Annotated in this window: 15 protein-coding genes; 6 read left to right on the top strand and 9 right to left on the bottom strand. The window is 72.5% G+C overall.

From position 1 onward, the window contains the following. Positions 1–4: 4 nt before the first annotated feature. The 3 genes from ACFRU2_RS35140 to ACFRU2_RS35130 form a co-directional block, all read right to left on the bottom strand. Complete coding sequence (locus ACFRU2_RS35140) at positions 5–616, bottom strand: nuclear transport factor 2 family protein (protein ID WP_382980027.1); 612 nt, start codon at positions 614–616, stop codon at positions 5–7. A gap of 184 nt (positions 617–800) precedes the next feature. Continuing rightward, positions 801–1424 (bottom strand): response regulator, encoded by a 624-nt coding sequence (locus tag ACFRU2_RS35135; RefSeq protein ID WP_382980026.1) that lies wholly within the window; start codon positions 1422–1424, stop codon positions 801–803. Beyond that, positions 1421–2554 (bottom strand): sensor histidine kinase, encoded by a 1134-nt coding sequence (locus tag ACFRU2_RS35130; protein ID WP_382980148.1) that lies wholly within the window; start codon positions 2552–2554, stop codon positions 1421–1423. Before ACFRU2_RS35130 ends, ACFRU2_RS35135 begins: the two co-directional genes overlap by 4 nt. Positions 2555–3148: 594 nt before the next feature. Here ACFRU2_RS35130 and ACFRU2_RS35125 point away from each other — a divergent pair. Together ACFRU2_RS35125 and ACFRU2_RS35120 are read left to right on the top strand one after the other, a co-directional pair. Beyond that, positions 3149–3706, top strand: a complete 558-nt coding sequence (locus ACFRU2_RS35125) for a heme-binding protein (protein ID WP_382980024.1) — start codon at positions 3149–3151, stop codon at positions 3704–3706. Positions 3707–3741: 35 nt separating this feature from the next. Beyond that, on the top strand, positions 3742–5229 hold the full coding sequence (locus tag ACFRU2_RS35120) for a M1 family metallopeptidase (protein WP_382980022.1): 1488 nt from the start codon (positions 3742–3744) through the stop codon (positions 5227–5229). A 6-nt stretch (positions 5230–5235) separates the two neighbouring features. On the opposite strand, the gene ACFRU2_RS35115 is transcribed toward ACFRU2_RS35120, so the two are convergent. Then, the gene (locus ACFRU2_RS35115; RefSeq protein WP_382980020.1) at positions 5236–5757 is read right to left on the bottom strand and encodes a GNAT family N-acetyltransferase; all 522 of its coding nucleotides are present in this window, start codon (positions 5755–5757) and stop codon (positions 5236–5238) included. A gap of 85 nt (positions 5758–5842) precedes the next feature. Further along, a complete protein-coding gene (locus ACFRU2_RS35110; protein WP_327253510.1) occupies positions 5843–6418 on the bottom strand; it encodes a TerD family protein in 576 nt (191 codons plus the stop codon). Between the two features lie 188 nt (positions 6419–6606). On the opposite strand from ACFRU2_RS35110, the gene arfB reads away from it, so the two are divergent. Next, a complete protein-coding gene (arfB, locus tag ACFRU2_RS35105; RefSeq protein WP_250744548.1) occupies positions 6607–7032 on the top strand; it encodes an alternative ribosome rescue aminoacyl-tRNA hydrolase ArfB in 426 nt (141 codons plus the stop codon). 32 nt (positions 7033–7064) lie between these two features. On the opposite strand, the gene ACFRU2_RS35100 is transcribed toward arfB, so the two are convergent. Beyond that, entirely contained in the window at positions 7065–7670 is a 606-nt protein-coding gene (locus ACFRU2_RS35100) for a flavin reductase family protein (RefSeq protein ID WP_382980017.1), read from the bottom strand. 297 nt (positions 7671–7967) lie between these two features. Between ACFRU2_RS35100 and cdgB the strand changes: the two genes are divergently transcribed. Further along, the gene (gene cdgB, locus ACFRU2_RS35095) at positions 7968–9698 is read left to right on the top strand and encodes a diguanylate cyclase CdgB (RefSeq protein ID WP_382980015.1); all 1731 of its coding nucleotides are present in this window, start codon (positions 7968–7970) and stop codon (positions 9696–9698) included. A gap of 68 nt (positions 9699–9766) precedes the next feature. Next, positions 9767–10786 (top strand): carbohydrate-binding protein, encoded by a 1020-nt coding sequence (locus tag ACFRU2_RS35090; RefSeq protein WP_382980013.1) that lies wholly within the window; start codon positions 9767–9769, stop codon positions 10784–10786. A gap of 18 nt (positions 10787–10804) precedes the next feature. On the opposite strand, the gene ACFRU2_RS35085 is transcribed toward ACFRU2_RS35090, so the two are convergent. From ACFRU2_RS35085 to ACFRU2_RS35075, 3 genes are all read right to left on the bottom strand, one after another. Further along, on the bottom strand, positions 10805–11728 hold the full coding sequence (locus ACFRU2_RS35085) for a 1-phosphofructokinase family hexose kinase (RefSeq protein WP_382980011.1): 924 nt from the start codon (positions 11726–11728) through the stop codon (positions 10805–10807). A 102-nt stretch (positions 11729–11830) separates the two neighbouring features. Then, entirely contained in the window at positions 11831–12997 is a 1167-nt protein-coding gene (nagA, locus tag ACFRU2_RS35080; protein ID WP_382980009.1) for an N-acetylglucosamine-6-phosphate deacetylase, read from the bottom strand. After that, on the bottom strand, positions 12997–13929 hold the full coding sequence (locus ACFRU2_RS35075) for an ROK family protein (RefSeq protein ID WP_274551720.1): 933 nt from the start codon (positions 13927–13929) through the stop codon (positions 12997–12999). Before ACFRU2_RS35075 ends, nagA begins: the two co-directional genes overlap by 1 nt. Before the next feature lie 267 nt (positions 13930–14196). On the opposite strand from ACFRU2_RS35075, the gene ACFRU2_RS35070 reads away from it, so the two are divergent. Further along, positions 14197–15483, top strand: a complete 1287-nt coding sequence (locus ACFRU2_RS35070) for an extracellular solute-binding protein (RefSeq protein ID WP_382980147.1) — start codon at positions 14197–14199, stop codon at positions 15481–15483. Positions 15484–15497: the final 14 nt, after the last annotated feature.

Raw genomic sequence — 15497 nt, 5'->3', positions numbered from 1 at the left:
GCGGTCAGTTGGGGTAGTTGATCTGGACGGAGGCGCCGTTGTACTGCCAGGTCGGCGAGAACACGCGCTTGCGGATCTTCCAGACGCCCGCGATCTTCACGTACTCGTCGCGGTAGCGGATGCCGCGCACGACGACGGTCTCGGGTGCGGTCGCGGTGGCCGGGTAGACGAGCTGGGCGGTGGCGTGGCTGTCGCCCGTCGCGGTCGTCCGGCTGGTGGCCTTGATGTAGGCGTTGGCGGTGACGTGGGTGGAGTAGCCCCAGGCCGCGGCGCCGTCGAGGTTGGCGACGACGGCCTCGATGCCGGTCTTGACGATGCCGGCGGTGCCGTCGGGGTGGGCCATCACGGTCAGGACGGCGTCGTCGGTGAAGAGGGTCCGGAAGACCGTCTTGTCCTTGGTGTCGACGGCGAAGAGGTAGGTCTCGAGCAGCCGGCGGATGGCCAGTTCGTCTTCGGCCGTGCCGGTTCCGCAGGCGGAGGCGGCGAGTTCGTAGTCCTCGGGCGCGGCATTGGCGGGGGTCGCGGTGGCGAGGGCGCCGAGCCCGGCTACGGCGGCGCCGGTGCCCAGCATGGTGAGCATGCGGCGGCGTTCCGGGGCGAAATCGGTGGTCGGCATGGCGGGTTCCTCTCGACACGGCTGGTGGCGCCCGGGCCTGCTCGGGGCGGTCCGGGTACCGACGAGCCTGTCGTGTCGCCGCCCGCGGCGGATCGGCGCGGCGTACGAGCGCGATCTCGTACGGATGGACGATGTGGTCCATCCGTGCCGTGCCGGGGGCGACGACGCCGCCGGGACGAAGCCGTCAGGGCAGGAGGCGCTGTTCCTTGGCCACCGAGACCGCGCCCGCGCGGGTGTCGACGCCGAGCTTGTCGTAGATGCGGCCCAGGTGGGTCTTGACCGTGGCCTCGCTGATGAACAGGGCGCGGGCGATGTCGCGGTTGCCGAGGCCGCGGGCGAGCTGGCCGAGGATGTCGAGCTCACGGTCGGTCAGGGTGGGCCGGGTGCCGCGCATGTGGGCCATCACGCGGCTGGCGACGGGGGCGGAGAGCGTGGTGCGGCCCTGGGCGGCGGAGTGGATCGCGGCGAACAGTTCCTCCGGGCGTTCCGCCTTCAGGAGGTAGCCCGTGGCGCCCGCGCCGATGGCCCGGGTGATGTCCGCGTCGGTGTCGTACGTGGTCAGGACCAGGACGTGCGGGGGGTTCGCGGAGGCGGTCGTGATGCGGCGGGTGGCTTCCACGCCGTCGATGCCCTCGCCGAGCTGGAGGTCCATCAGGACCACGTCGGGGCGGAGTTTGGCCGCGAGCGCGACCGCCTCCTCGCCGCTGCCCGCCTCGCCGAGCACTTCGATGTCCGGCTCGCTGCCGAGCAGGGCGAGCAGGCCGGCGCGGACCACGACGTGGTCGTCGCAGAGCAGGATCGTGGTCATGGTGTGGTCTCCAGGGGGATCGACGCCGACAGGACCGTGCCCTCGCCCGCGGTGGATTCGATGGTCAGGGTGCCGCCGAGCTGGCGGACGCGGGCGCGCATCGCGGGGAGGCCGTGGCCGCGTTCCCCGGCGGCGGCGCGGAGCTGGGTGAAGCCGTGGCCGTCGTCGGCTATGTCCAGGACGACCTGATCGCCCAGGAAGCTCAGGGTGAGGGCCGCGGTACGGGCCCCCGCGTGCTCCCGTACGTTCGCCAGCGCGCCCTGCGCGATGCGCAGCAGCGCCTGCTCCGCGCGGTCGGGGAGGGGGACCGGCGCGCCCTCCAGGTGGAAGCGGACCTCGATGTCCGGGCCCGCGTCCAGCGCGCGCAGGGCGTCCGGGAGGCCGGCGCCGCCGGCGAGTTCGCGCGGCGCGAGGTCGTGCACCAGGCGGCGGGCCTCGGCGAGGCCGCGGGCGGTGATGTCGGTGGCGGTACGGACGTGCGCGCGGGCGGTGCCCGGGTCCGTGTCCCAGGTGCGTTCGGCGGCCTGGAGGAGCATCTGCTGGCTGGACAGGTGCTGGGCCAGGGTGTCGTGGATCTCCATCGAGAGGCGCTGGCGTTCGGCGAGGGTGCCGGCGCGGCGTTCGGTGGCGGCGAGTTCCCGGCGGGTGCGGATCAGGTCGTCGATCAGGGTGCGCTGGGCCGCCGCCTGGCGCTCCATGTGGACGAACACGGCGGTGGCGAGGGCGGCGACGGCGGGCGGGGCGAGGAGGAGGTTGGGGTCGAAGGGCTCGGAGCCGCCGGAGGCCTGGGCGAGGCGGAGCTGCGCCGCCACGACGAACACGGTGAGCAGGGCGACGAGGACGACGGCCGCGCGGGGCGGGAGGGTGCGCAGGGCCGTGTAGAAGAGCGGTACGGCGCACCAGGCGAAGCTCGGCGCGAGGACGACGAGGACCACCCAGACGGCGACGACCAGACCGAGCCAGATGAGGCGGCGCACGGTGGGGGCGGCGCCGAGGGCGGGGCCGAGTACGTAGAGCAGGGCCAGGGTGATGCCGAGGGCGATGATCCACGGGGTGCGGGGTTCGTCGGGGTGGCGGAGGAGGAAGCGGGCCACGGAGGCGCCGAGGAGGAGGAAGAACGCGGTGTGCATGACCGTGGACAGGGCGCGGGTGTCTTGGGGGGGTGGGGTGGTGGCCTGGCCGGCCGGGCTTGCTGCGGCGGCGGCCGGGGGGCTTGGCGGGGCCGGTGGGCTTGGCGGGGTCGGCGTGGTCGGCGGGGGCGCGCTGGTCACGGGGTGCTCCTGGGGGTGGTGCGGTCGTTCCATGGTGCCGGGTCGTGTTGTGGTGCGTGTGGGTGCCGCTGCGCGGGGCGTGTCCCCTACCCGCCCTTCCACCGTTCCCCGGGCGCTGCCCGGACCCCGGTCCTCAAGCGCCGGACGGGCTGGAGGGGGTGCCGGGCTGCGCCCGGACCCCCCTGGGGCTCCGCCCCAGACCCCGCGCCTCAAACGCCGGCGGGGCTGGATTGGCCGGACCCCGGACCCCGGTCCTCGAAGGTCGGGCGGCCCGGAGGTTCAGGTAAGCCGTCGGCGGAACGATCGCGCATCAGCCGATCGGTTGACCCCCGGGTCAACCGGTGGGGGGCGGCTTCGGAGCCGGTACGGGGACGGGGTGGTGGGGGTGGCGGGGAGAGGCTTGGAGCAACGGCAGGACAGCCCGCCGTGCCGACGTTCACAGGAGCAGCAGACATGAAGACCCGCACCCGCGTTCTCACCGGTACCGCCGTCGCCGTCGCCCTCGGCGCGGGAGCCTTCGGCGCGGTCAGCGCCAACGCCGCTCCGGCCTCCGCTCCGGCCGCCGCCCCCGCCGCCGTCGCGAAGAAGGACGGGGACAAGAAGAACTTCACCACCACCACGCACCTGACCATCGACGCTGCCACCCGCGCCGCCCAGGCCGCGCTGGACGCCGCCGAGCAGGAGAACCAGAAGGTGACCGTCGCCGTCGTCGACCGCAACGGCAACACCATCGTCACGCTCCGCGGCGACGGCGCCGGCCCGCAGTCCTACGAGTCGGCGCAGCGCAAGGCCTACACCGCCGTGTCCTGGAACGCCCCGACCTCGGTGCTCGCCGGCCGCCTCGCGCAGGCCCCGAACCTGAAGGACATCCCCGGCACCCTCTTCCTCGGCGGCGGCACCCCCGTCCAGGCCGACGGCGCCCCGGTCGCGGGCATCGGCGTGGCCGGCGCCCCGAGCGGTGACCTGGACGAGAAGTTCGCCAAGGCCGGCGTGGACGCCCTCGCCAAGTAACGAGGACCAGCGTCCCGGGACGTAGTCTCGAACGCGTGCATCACCGCGTTCTCTCCCGCCTCGCCGCCCCCGCCGTCGCCACCCTGCTCGCCCTCACCACGGGCTGTACGGGGGAGACCGTGCAGGGGCGGCCGGGTGCGTCGGGGGTGCGCGACCCGTTCTTCCCCAAGGCAGGCAACGGCGGCTACCAGGTCGAGCACTACTCCCTGGACCTCGACTACGACCCGGCCGACGGGCAGCTGCACGGCACCGCCGTGATCACCGCCCGTGCCGAGCAGGGGCTCAGCTCCTTCAACCTCGATCTCAGCGGCCTCGAGGTGGAGGGCGTGAGCGTGCAGGGCGAGGGGGCCCGCTTCAACCGCACCGGCAACGAGCTGACCGTGCGCCCCGCCGAGGACCTGGAGCGGGGGGAGGTCTTCCGTACGGAGGTGGACTACTCCGGCCGGCCCAAGGCCGTCACCGACCCCGACGGGTCCGAGGAGGGGTGGATCGTCACCCCCGGCGGCAAGGGCGCGGTGGGCGTCGGCGAACCCGTCGGGTCGATGGCCTGGTTCCCCGGGAACCACCACCCGAGCGACAAGGCCACGTACGACATCACGGTGACCGTCCCCCGTGGGTACGAGGCCGTGTCCAACGGCGAGCTGCGCTCCCGTACGGAGGAGGGTGAGGGGGGCGACGGCCGGACCGTGTTCGCCTGGCACTCCAAGGAGCCGATGGCGAGCTACCTGGCGACCGTGGCCGTCGGGAAGTTCGAGGTGACGACCGGGCGGACCGCCTCCGGGATCCCCGTCTACACGGCCGTCTCGCCCGCGGAGGCGGCGGCGAGCAGGGACGTGCTCGCGCGGCTGCCCGAGATGGTGGAGTGGGGCATCGGGCGGTTCGGCCCGTACCCCTTCTCCGCGACGGGCGCGATCGTGCTGCCCGCGCACAGCCTCGGCTACGCGCTGGAGACGCAGACCCGGCCGGTGTTCCCGGGAGCGCCGGGCAGCGAGGAGCTGGTGCTGCACGAGCTGGCGCACCAGTGGTTCGGGGACTCGGTGTCGCCGAAGTCCTGGAAGGACATGTGGCTCAACGAGGGGTTCGCGACCTACGCCGAGTGGCTGTGGTCCGAGGACCACGGCGGCCCGAGCGCGCAGCAGCACTTCGACGCCTACGTCGCCGGGGACACCCGCGTCGACGCCGCGGCGGGCTCGGACTGGGGCGCCTTCCCGCCGGCCGCCCCGCGCAACCCGAAGGAGATCTCCGCTTCCCCGGTGTACGGGCGCGGGGCGATGGTCCTGCAACGGGTCCGGCAGGAGGTCGGCGACGAGAAGTTCTTCGCCCTCGTCCGGGGCTGGGCGGCCGACCACCGGCACGGGAACGCGAGCACGGCCGACTTCACCGCCTACGCGGAGGAGAAGACGGGCCGTGACCTCACGGAGGTCTGGGACGTGTGGCTGTACGGGAAGGACCGCCCCAAGGCCCCGGAGGCCCCGAAGGACGCGAAGGGCGCGAAGGATGCGAAGGGCGCGAAGGCGTCCTAGCTCTGCCTACAGCGCCTTGCGCAGGACCGTGCAGGGGCGGCCCATCTCGCGGTCGGCGGCCCCCCGGCGCAGGGTGACGTAGCCCTGGGACTGCCAGAAGGCGAGGGCCTTCTCGTTGGCGTCGAGCACGGCGATCCGTACGCCCGACCGTCCCGCGGCGCGGAAGCGGTCCTCGACCGTGGCGGCCACGGCGCGGCCGTATCCCTCGCGGTGCGCGGTGGCGTCGATGAGCAGCAGGCCGATCCACGGATCGGGGTCCTCGGACGCCGGATCCGGGTGTCGGGCGAGGGTGGCGGCCAGGCCTACGAGGCGTCCGGCGGAGCGGGCGAGGAGGACCTCGGCGCCCTCGTGCGCGAGCTCGTCGGCGAGGGCGGCGGCGACCTGCTCGACCGTGATGCGGCCGGGGTCGGGGAAATCGCCGCTGATCTCGAAGAACGCGTGGTTGGTCGCGTAGAGCGTGGCGATTTCGGTGAGGACCGGGCCCGGCAGGGCGCCGTCCTCGACGGGAGCGAGCGGCAGGAGGATCACGTACCGAACGGTAGCGAAGCCCCCTCCCCGGACGGCCGGGAGGGGGCTCCAGCACGGACGCGTCCTGGGACGCGGGCGCTCAGGATCAGACGTTGACGCCGAAGTCCTGGGCGATGCCGGTCAGGCCGGAGGCGTAACCCTGGCCCACGGCGCGGAACTTCCACTCGGCGCCGTTGCGGTAGAGCTCGCCGAAGACCATGGCGGTCTCGGTCGCCGCGTCCTCGGAGAGGTCGTAGCGGGCGATCTCGGCGCCGCCGGCCTGGTTCACGACGCGGATGTACGCGTTGCGGACCTGGCCGAAGTTCTGGCTGCGGGTCTCGGCGTCGTAGATGGAGACCGGGAAGACGATCTTGTCCACGTCGGCGGGCAGGCCGGCGAGGTTGACGTTGATGGCCTCGTCGTCGCCCGCGCCCTCGCCGGTGCGGTTGTCACCGGTGTGGACGATGGTCTGGTCCGGGGTGGACTTGTTGTTGAAGAAGACGAAGTGGCCGTCGGAGACGACCTTGCCGAGCGCGTTGACCGCGATGGCCGAGGCGTCCAGGTCGAAGTCGACACCGGTGGTCGTGCGGGTGTCCCAGCCGAGGCCGACCGTGACGGCCGCGAGGCCCGGGGCCTCCTTGCTGAGCGAGACGTTTCCGCCCTTGGAGAGGCTTACTGCCATGGTGACTGGTGTCCCTTCCTAGTCTCACTTGGTCTCACTCGTCGTACCGACCGTGAGGCTGCCCAAGTTACCGCTGACCTCCATAACGCGGGGAGAGGGGCGCCAGGTTCCGCATTCGGGGAAATGTCCGCGATCCGGTCCGGGAAATGCGGGTGACGGGGTCGCGGCGGGCACGGATCATAGGGGGCATGCCTGGTCCCTATGTCATCCGCGGTTCGGTCGTGCTCCCCGAGGGCGAGCTCGCCTGGCGCTTTTCGCGGTCCTCGGGGCCGGGCGGCCAGCACGTGAACACCTCGGACTCGCGCGTGGAGCTCCTCTTCGACGTCGCGGCGACGAAGTCGCTGCCCGACGTGTGGAAGGAGCGGGCGCTGGAGCGCCTCGCGTCCCGGCTGGTCGACGGGGTGGTGACGGTACGGGCCTCCGAGCACCGCTCGCAGTTCCGCAACCGGGAGATGGCGCTGGTCCGGCTGGCCGCGCTGCTGGCCGAGGCCACGGCGCCGCCGCCGAAGGCGCGCCGGGCGACGAAGATCCCCCGCGGGATCAACGAGCGGCGGCTGCGCGAGAAGAAGGCCCGCGGCGAGACCAAGCGGGGCCGCAACGCGCGGGACTGGTAGGCGGGACTGGTGGGGCTGGGGGACGAGGGGGCTCAGGGCGCCAGGTGCCGGTAGCGCCCCCGGAAGTACGTCAGCGGCGCGGAGTCCGGGGCCGGCTGGGCGGCGGTGAGGACGTGGCCGATGACCAGGGTGTGGTCGCCCGCCTCGACGCGGTTCTCCGTACGGCACTCCAGGGTGGCCAGTGCCCCCGACAGCAGCGGGGCGCCGGAGACGCCGCCGCGGGTGTAGGGCAGGTCCGCGAAGAGCAGCCGGTCGCTGATGCGGTTCTTCATCGAGAACCGGCTCGCGATCTGGAGCTGGTGGTCGGCGAGCACCGATACCGACCACAGCGGCTGCTCGGCCAGCAGGTCGTCCATCCGGGAGCCCTCGCGCACGCTGACGAGGACCAGCGGTGGTTCCAGGGACACGGACATGAAGGCGGTCGCCGTCATGCCGACGTCCTCGCCGCGCGGACCGCCGGCCGACAGGGGCGGCTCCTGAGCGGTGATCAGGCACACGCCCGCCGCCAGTCGGGACATCGCGGCCCGGAACTCGTCGTTGCTCACCCCCTCAGCATGGGGTGCGGGTACGGAAAGTGGTGTCACGGGGGTCGTAGGGGGCACGGTCGGGACGCTACTGTCACCCCTCGCGCGGCGCATCGGGCGGAAGTCCGAGCAGCGCCCCCGCCCGTCGGCCTAGGCCGCTCGGGACCGCCGCGGATCCCGGCGTATCGTTTGCTATCGGGAACAGATCGGACGAACCGGCCGGAATGAACCCGAGTGGGACAGGGCGGCGGCCATCCTTATTCATCTCATGTGACTTGAGTCACAGAGAGCAAGATTTGTTGACCCTGTGTACCTGGCGCACAGCTCACTGTGATTCAGTGGACGGGACACCGCAACGAAGCGCCGATGACAAACCTGGAGTTGCTGTCGAGGTCTCGGGGAGAGCGAGCAATGGAGACCGAGTCGGAGCCGTACGTCCGTCTTGCGACCCTGCGGCAGCTGCACCGGGTGGTGGCCGAGCTCAACACGGCCCGGAGCCTGGCGGACACCCTGCAGACCGTCGTCGACGGCATCGTCCTCGGCCTCGGCTACGAACTCGCCTGCGTCAACCTCGTTCGCCCCGACGGTGATCTGGTCGTCGCCGCCTTCGCCGGAGACCCCGCCGCAGAAGCCCTGATCACCGGCCGCGTCGGCTCGCGCGCCTCCTGGGAACGCCGCCTGACGATGGGCGAGAACTGGGACGGCCTGCGCTTCATCCCGCACACCGAGGGCTGGGTCCTCGTCGAGGACGACGTCCCGCAGTGGCACACCGAGGGCCCCGACCCGCGGTTCGAGGACGAGTGGCACCCCGAGGACCGGCTCTACGCCCCCATGTACGCCTCCGGCGGCGAACTGCTCGGCGTGGTCTCCGTCGACCGCCCGCGCAACGGACGCCGGCCCGGCGCCTGGGGCCGCGAAGCCCTCCAGATGTACGCCTTCCAGGCCGCGATTGCCATCAGCAACGCACGGCTCCGCGCCAACATGCAGCGGGCCCTGGTCCGCCTGGAGCGCGAACAGCAGGCCCTGCGCGCCAGTGAAGAGTCGTTCCGCCAGGCCTTCGAGTACGCGCCGAGCGGCATGGCCATCGCCGAGATGGGCGGCGACCAGCACGGTCGCCTGCTGCGCACCAACGACGCGCTGTGCCGGCTGCTGGGACGGCCCGCCTCCGTGCTGCGCCGGTACTCCTTCTCCGACCTCGTGCACCCCGAGGACATCGGCACCCTGCTGCGCACCTCCGCCGAGGGCGGCCGCGCCGAGCTGAGACTGGGGCGGCGCGACGGTACGTACGTCTGGGTCTCGCTGCGCAACTCCGTCGTCGCCGACGCCGCCGACGGGCCGCGCTTCCTGCTCACCCACGTCGAGGACATCGAGGAACGCAAGCGGCACGAGCTGCAGCTCGCCCACCGGGCCAGCCACGACTCGCTGACCGGCCTGCCCAACAGCGCCGAGCTCCGCTCCCGGCTCGGGGCCCGGCTCTGTCGCCGCCCGCAGTCGGTGCGCGCCACCGCCGTGGAGGCGCTGGACGCCGCCTTCGAGACGCGGCCCTCGGTGGAGGGGCCCGGCGGGCACGGCGGGCATGCGGCGCACGGCGAGCACGGGTTCCGGCCCGACGGCTTTCCGGAGCCCTTCGAGTTCCCCGGCGGCATGGGCGGGCCCGGCGGCGCGGGCGGCGGCTCGGCCGGGGTGGGCCCGTACGACCACCACGTGCACACGGTCGCGCCGGCGACGGACATCGACGACGGTACGAAGGGGCTCGCGGTGCTCTTCTGCGACCTCGACGGGTTCAAGTCGATCAACGACCGGTTCGGGCACCACACCGGCGACGCGGTCCTGATCGAGGTGGCCCGGCGGCTGACGACCGGTGTCCGGGACGGGGACACGGTGGCCCGGCTCGGTGGTGACGAGTTCGTCGTCCTCGCCGACGGACTGGGCGCCGCCGACGCCGCCGACCTCGCCGTGCGGCTGCGCAACGCCATCATCCCGCCGATCCGGGTCGACGGCCGCGCGGTCCGCGTGGGAGCCAGTTTCGGCATCGGCTGGGCAAGCTGCGGCATGTCGGCCGACGAGGTGCTGCGCTCCGCCGACCAGCGCATGTACATCGAGAAGCGGTCCCGTTCGAAGGCGCACCGCAGGGCCGGGTAAACTCTCGGGCCGCCCGTGGGCGCACCTGTTCGGGGTAGGCTCCCCGGGGTCGAAAGGAGTGACCTGCGATGACGACGCCCGCGAACCACGGCCCGAACAACGGGGCGAACCAGCCCGAGGATGACGACCCGTTCGGCTACCTCTACGAGGACGGCCAGGCTGCGGGGGCCACCCCGCCCGGGCAGGGCGGCGGGTACGGCTACCCGGGACCGGCCGGCGGTCAGCCGGGTGTGCCCCGGACCTCGTACAACCAGGTCCGCACCGTCGGTGACCGGCCCCAGCGCGGTCAGCGCGGGCCCGTTCCCTATCAGCAGGGACCGCAGCAGCCCCCGGCCTACCAGGCGCAGTACCAGGCCCCCGAGGCGCTCCAGGCGGGCGGCTACGGCGTTCCGCCGCAGCAGCAGCCCCCGCAGTACACCCAGTCCGTTCCGCTGCCGGGCTCCGGCGGTGGCCACGGTGGGGGCGGCTCCAGCCGCAAGGGCATGCTCATCGCGGCCGTCGCGGTGGTCGCCGCGGTGGCGATCGGCATCGGCGCGGCGGTGATCTTCGGCAAGAAGGACGACGCCGACAAGAACAAGAACGCGGCGAACACGGGCCAGAGCCCGTCGGCCCCCGCCCCGAACACCCCCTCGGGCCAGCCGAGCGGCTCCGCGTCCGCGGACGCCCCGCTGCCCAAGGGCGACGCGGGCGGTTCGGGCATGGTGATCAGCGGTGGTGCGACCCTGGCGAAGGACGTGCCGGGCGCCAAGAGCGCGGGCGGCCAGTACGTCGGCAACTTCACCCAGCAGGGTGCTGCCGTGACCTGGACGCTGGAGGCCCCCAAGGCCGCCGAGTACACCTTCCGGATGTACTACGGCGTGCCCGGCAAGGACGCCAGCATGACGCTGACGATCAACGGCGAGCCGCAGAGCCGTGCGATCAACATGAAGAACTTCGCGAAGGCCGGTGAGGGCGACTGGGCGAAGGGCTGGACCAACACCTACTCGTACGTGAACCTCAAGCAGGGCACGAACACCATCAAGATCTCCTGCGAGTCGGGCAACTCCTGCGAGGCGGTCATCGACCAGTTCGTCCTCGAGAAGCGCTGACCGACCCGGCGTACGGGCCTAGCCCTCCGTGATCTTCACCGACCCCCGTACCTCCTCGTAGGTGCGGGGGTCGAAGTCTCCCGCCGTGGGGGACGTGACCGTGGCGGCCGAGAGGGCCACCGCTCGGGTCAGGCGGTCCGGCCAGGGCAGGTCTTCGGTGAGGGCCGAGAGGAGGCCGGCGACCGCGGAGTCGCCGGCGCCGGTGGGGTTGCCCGTCAGGGGGCGGGGCGGAGCCGCCCGCCAGGTGCCGCCGGCGGTGGCGGCGAGGAGTCCGGCCGGGCCGAGCGAGGTGACCACCGCGTGGGCCCCGCGGCGGCGGGCGTCGCGGGTGGCGGGGAGCGGGTCGCGGGACCCGGTCAGCTCGGCGAGCTCGGCGGCGTTCGGTTTGATCACGTCGGGGCGGGCGGCGACCCCGCGGCGCAGGGCCTCGCCGCTGGTGTCGAGGAGGACGGGCACGCCGGCCGCGCGGGCCGCCCGTACGAGGGTGGCGTAGGCCCCCACGGGCACGCCCGGGGGCAGGCTGCCGCACAGGGCCACCGCGCGGGCGCCGCCCGTCAGCAGGGCCTCGTAGCGGGAGAGGAACCCGGACCATTCGGCGGCGGTGATCAGCGGGCCGGGTTCGTTGAACTGCGTGGTGTCCCCGGAGGTCTCGTCGACGACGGCCAGGGTGCGCCGGGTGGTGCCCGCGCAGGGGACCAGCTCGTCGCGTACGCCGGGGGAGGAGGCGGCGAGCCGTTCGCGTACGAGGTGGCCCGTGGGGCCGCCGGCGAAGCCGGTCGCGGTGACCTCGTGGCCGATCGCGGCGAGTACGCGGGCCACGTTCAGGCCCTTGCCGCCGGGCCGTTCGGTGACCTCGGTGACGCGGTGGGAGGCGTGCGCGAGCAGGCGCGGCACGCGGTAGGTGACGTCGAGTGCGGTGTTGAGCGTCACGGTCAGGATCATGGCGGGCCCCGGGGTTTGGTGGTGCGGGGATCATGCCAAATGGGGGAGCGGTCGGCCCAGTACCCCGGGCCGACCGCTTTTCCGGCTCGTCTCCGGCGTGTCTCAGTTGCCCGCGAGCGGGTTCACGATCCATTCGCCGCGCCGCATGACGCCCTTGACGTCGAAGGCGGCGTCGAGGATGACGAGGTCCGCGTACTTTCCGGGCTCCAGCGAGCCGACCCGGTCGTAGACGCCGATCAGCTTGGCCGGGTTGGCGGAGATCGCCTGGACCACGGACTCGACGGGGAGCTTGTCGAGGGTGACCGACCGCTTGAAGGCGGTGTCCAGGGTGAGGGTGGAGCCCGCGATGGAGCCGCCCTCGACGAGGCGGGCGACGCCCTCCTTGACCTCGACCTCCAGCGGGCCGAGGTGGTAGATCCCGTCGCCGAAGCCGGCCGCGTCCATCGCGTCGGTGATCAGCGCCACCCGGTGCGCGCCCGCGTGGTGGAAGGCCAGCTCCAGCATGGCCGGGTGCAGGTGGGTGCCGTCGTTGATCAGCTCGACGGTGACCCGCTCGTCCTCCAGCAGGGCCGCGATGGGGCCGGGGGCGCGGTGCTCCAGGCCCGGCATCGCGTTGTAGAGGTGGGTGGCCACGGTCGCGCCCGCCTCGATGGCTTCGAGGGTCTGCTCGTAGGTGGAGTCCGTGTGGCCGATCGCCGCGATGACCCCGTGCTCGGCGAGCAGCCGTACGGAGTCCAGTCCGCCGGGGAGCTCGGTGGCGAGGGTGAACATGCGGGCGGCGCCGTGCGAGGCGTCGATCAGCTTGCGGACCTCGGCCGGGTCGGGGTCGCGCAGGAGGTCTTCCTTGTGCGCGCCCTTGCGGCAGGGGTTGATGAAGGGGCCCTCGAAGTGGATGCCCGCGATGTCGCCCTGCTGGGTCAGCTCGGCGAGCAGTCCGGCGCGGCGGGCCAGCTCGTCCAGGTCGCCGGTGACGGTGGAGGCGATCAGGGTGGTGGTGCCGTGCTCGCGGTGGGTCCGTACGCCCTTGAGCACCTCCTCGGCGGTGCCGGAGGTGAAGGAGGCACCGCCGCCGCCGTGGTTGTGCATGTCGACGAAGCCGGGGACGATCCAGTGCCCGGTCAGGTCGACGACGGCCGCGTCCTCGTGGGCGCTGCCGGCGATGCGGTCGCCGTCGACGATGAGGCGCCCGCCCTTGACGATGCCCGTGGGCAGCACCACGTCGGCGCCGGAGAGAACGGTGCTGCGGCCCACATGTGCGCTTCCGGACATCAGGCAGGTACCTCCGTGGCGAGTAGATCCCAGGCGAGCAGCCCTGCACCCAGGCATCCGGCGGTGTCCCCGAGGGCCGCCGGAACGATGTGGGGCAGCCGCTGGAACGTCACGCGTTCCTCGACGGCCGTCCGTAGTGGTGTGAACAAGGTTTCCCCGGCCTCGGCCAGTCCGCCACCGATGATCAGCGTGCGCGGGTCCAGCAGGGTGATCGCGGTGACCAGCCCGTCGGCCAGGGCGCCGATGGCGGCGAGCCAGACCTCCCGGGCCCGCTCGTCGCCGGACTCCACGGCCTTGGCGCAGTCCGCGGCGTCCGCCTCGGGGTCGCCGGAGGCGGCCGCCCAGGCGCGGCTGACGGCGGAGGCGGAGGCGAGGGTCTCCAGGCAGCCGCTCTGGCCGCAGCCGCACGCGGGGCCGCCGGGGCGGACCACGATGTGGCCGATCTCGCCCGCGTACCCGTGCGCGCCGGCCTCGATGCGGCCGGCGATGCCGATGGCTCCGGCGATGCCGGTGCCGAGGGGGACGAACAGGAAGCGGTCGGCGCCGCGGCCCGCGCCGATGCGGCCCTCGGCGAGTCCGCCCGTGCGGACGTCGTGGCCGAGGGCGACCGGGATGCCGCCGAGGCGTCTGCCGAGCAGTTCGCGCATGGGGACGTCGCGCCAGCCCAGGTTCGCCGCGTAGACGGCGATCCCGTTCTCGGCGTCGACGATGCCGGGGACGGCCACGCCGGCCGCGGAGGCGGTGGTGGCGAAGCGTTCCCGGCCGAGGTCGAGGAGCTCGGCGGCGAAGTCCTGGATCGTCTCGACGACGGCTTCGGCGCCCCGCTCGCGTCCGGTGGCGCGGCGCGCCTCGTGGAGCAGGGTGCCGTCGGCGGCGACGAGGGCGGCCTTCATCCCAGTGCCGCCCACATCGAGGGCGATGACGTGTTTCACGGGTTTCACGGGTGACAGTCTCGCGTGATCGGAGGGCAAAGGTCTAGTCCACTGAGAGGGATTGTTGAGTGGCCATACAAATTCAGGACCTTCGTCGGTGAGCGACGTCCGTACGTGTGTCCGTACGCGCGTGCGCGTGCAGGCCGTGTGCACGTTTGGGCCCGGATGTTGACCAGGCTCAAAAGTGGTGTAGACCTTTACGCGAATCGTACGGAACAACCTGGGGTGGAACGAGAAACTGTGAAGGCCCGAACTGTCCAGGGAAAGCTGAACCTCGCCGCGTCCGGCCTCGTACTGTGCCTGACCACCGTGACGCTGACCGGCTGCGGCGCCGTGTCGGGTCTCGCAGGGGACAACGAGGTCACCCTCAAGGTCGTGGCGGCCGACTACGGGGACAAACCGGAAAACTCCTCCAAGCCGTACTGGAAGGAGCTCGCCACGTCCTTCGAGAAGAAGAACCCCGGCATCAAGGTCCAGGTCGACGTCTACTCCTGGACCGACGTCGACGCCAAGGTCGCCGAGATGGTCAAGGCCGGCGAGGCCCCCGACATAGCCCAGATCGGCGCCTACGCCGACTACGCGGCCGAGGGCAAGCTGTACTCCGCCGACGAGCTGCTCTCCGTGAACACCGAGGCCGACTTCCTCGCGCCGCTCGCCGACGCGGGCAAGGTCAGGCGCAACCAGTACGGCCTGCCCTTCGTGGCCAGCACCCGGCTGATGTTCTACAACGAGAAGCTCTTCGCCGACGCCGGCATCATCCCCAAGGACGGCAAGACCCCCTGGCAGCCCAAGAGCTGGGCCGAGCTGGAGGCCGCCGCCAAGAAGCTCAAGGCGGCCGGCGTCCCCACCCCCCTCGCGCTGCCCCTGGGCCGCGAGGAGGCGCAGGCCGAGACCATGCAGTGGCTGCTCGCGGGCGGCGGAGGCTACGCCGACAACGAAGAGAACTACTCGATCGACTCCGCGGACAACGTCAACACCCTGAAGTTCCTGCGCGACAAGCTCGTCGGCGCGGGCCTGACCGGCCCCGTCGAACCGGCCAAGCTGGACCGCCAGGCCGCCTTCGACTCCTTCTCGCGCGGCGAGGTCGGCATGCTCAACGGGCACCCGACGCTGCTCAAGCAGGCCGCCGCGAAGGGCGTGAAGTACGGCATGACCCCCATGCCGACCGCCGACGGGGCCGGCCACCCGACGATGGGCGTCGCCGACTGGGTGATGGCCTTCAAGACCGGCCACCAGACGCAGTCGGGGAAGTTCCTGGACTTCCTGTACGAGGCGAACAACGTCACGACCTTCACCGAGAAGTACGACCTGCTCCCGGTCACCACCAGCGGCTCCCGGGCGATGGAAGCCGCCGAGGGGGCCTCCTCGGCGGAGCTGAAGACCTTCCTGCACGCGCTGCCCAACGCGCGGCTCTACCCGGTGGGCAAGAAGTCCTGGGCGGCCGTGAGCGACGACGTCAAGAAGAACATCGGCAAGGCCGTGCAGCCCGGCGGACAGCCCGAGAAGATCCTCGGGGACCTCGCGGAGATGGCGCGCAAGGCGGAACCCCGCTGATCCGCTGATCCGGG

The organism is Streptomyces sp. NPDC056883 (genome assembly GCF_042788835.1).
In the GTDB taxonomy this organism is placed as follows: domain Bacteria; phylum Actinomycetota; class Actinomycetes; order Streptomycetales; family Streptomycetaceae; genus Streptomyces; species Streptomyces stoeckheimensis.
This window is presented reverse-complemented; position numbering and strand designations above follow the sequence as displayed.

Excerpts from the sequence above, each read along its gene's own strand:
- ACFRU2_RS35140 (WP_382980027.1), bottom strand. The coding sequence starts at position 616 with ATGCCGACCACCGATTTCGCCCCGGAACGCCGCCGCATGCTCACCATG.
- ACFRU2_RS35135 (WP_382980026.1), bottom strand. The coding sequence starts at position 1,424 with ATGACCACGATCCTGCTCTGCGACGACCACGTCGTGGTCCGCGCCGGC.
- ACFRU2_RS35130 (WP_382980148.1), bottom strand. The coding sequence starts at position 2,554 with ATGCACACCGCGTTCTTCCTCCTCCTCGGCGCCTCCGTGGCCCGCTTC.
- ACFRU2_RS35125 (WP_382980024.1), top strand. The coding sequence starts at position 3,149 with ATGAAGACCCGCACCCGCGTTCTCACCGGTACCGCCGTCGCCGTCGCC.
- ACFRU2_RS35110 (WP_327253510.1), bottom strand. The coding sequence starts at position 6,418 with ATGGCAGTAAGCCTCTCCAAGGGCGGAAACGTCTCGCTCAGCAAGGAG.
- arfB (WP_250744548.1), top strand. The coding sequence starts at position 6,607 with ATGCCTGGTCCCTATGTCATCCGCGGTTCGGTCGTGCTCCCCGAGGGC.
- ACFRU2_RS35100 (WP_382980017.1), bottom strand. The coding sequence starts at position 7,670 with ATGCGCCGCGCGAGGGGTGACAGTAGCGTCCCGACCGTGCCCCCTACG.
- cdgB (WP_382980015.1), top strand. The coding sequence starts at position 7,968 with ATGGAGACCGAGTCGGAGCCGTACGTCCGTCTTGCGACCCTGCGGCAG.
- ACFRU2_RS35090 (WP_382980013.1), top strand. The coding sequence starts at position 9,767 with ATGACGACGCCCGCGAACCACGGCCCGAACAACGGGGCGAACCAGCCC.
- ACFRU2_RS35085 (WP_382980011.1), bottom strand. The coding sequence starts at position 11,728 with ATGATCCTGACCGTGACGCTCAACACCGCACTCGACGTCACCTACCGC.
- nagA (WP_382980009.1), bottom strand. The coding sequence starts at position 12,997 with ATGTCCGGAAGCGCACATGTGGGCCGCAGCACCGTTCTCTCCGGCGCC.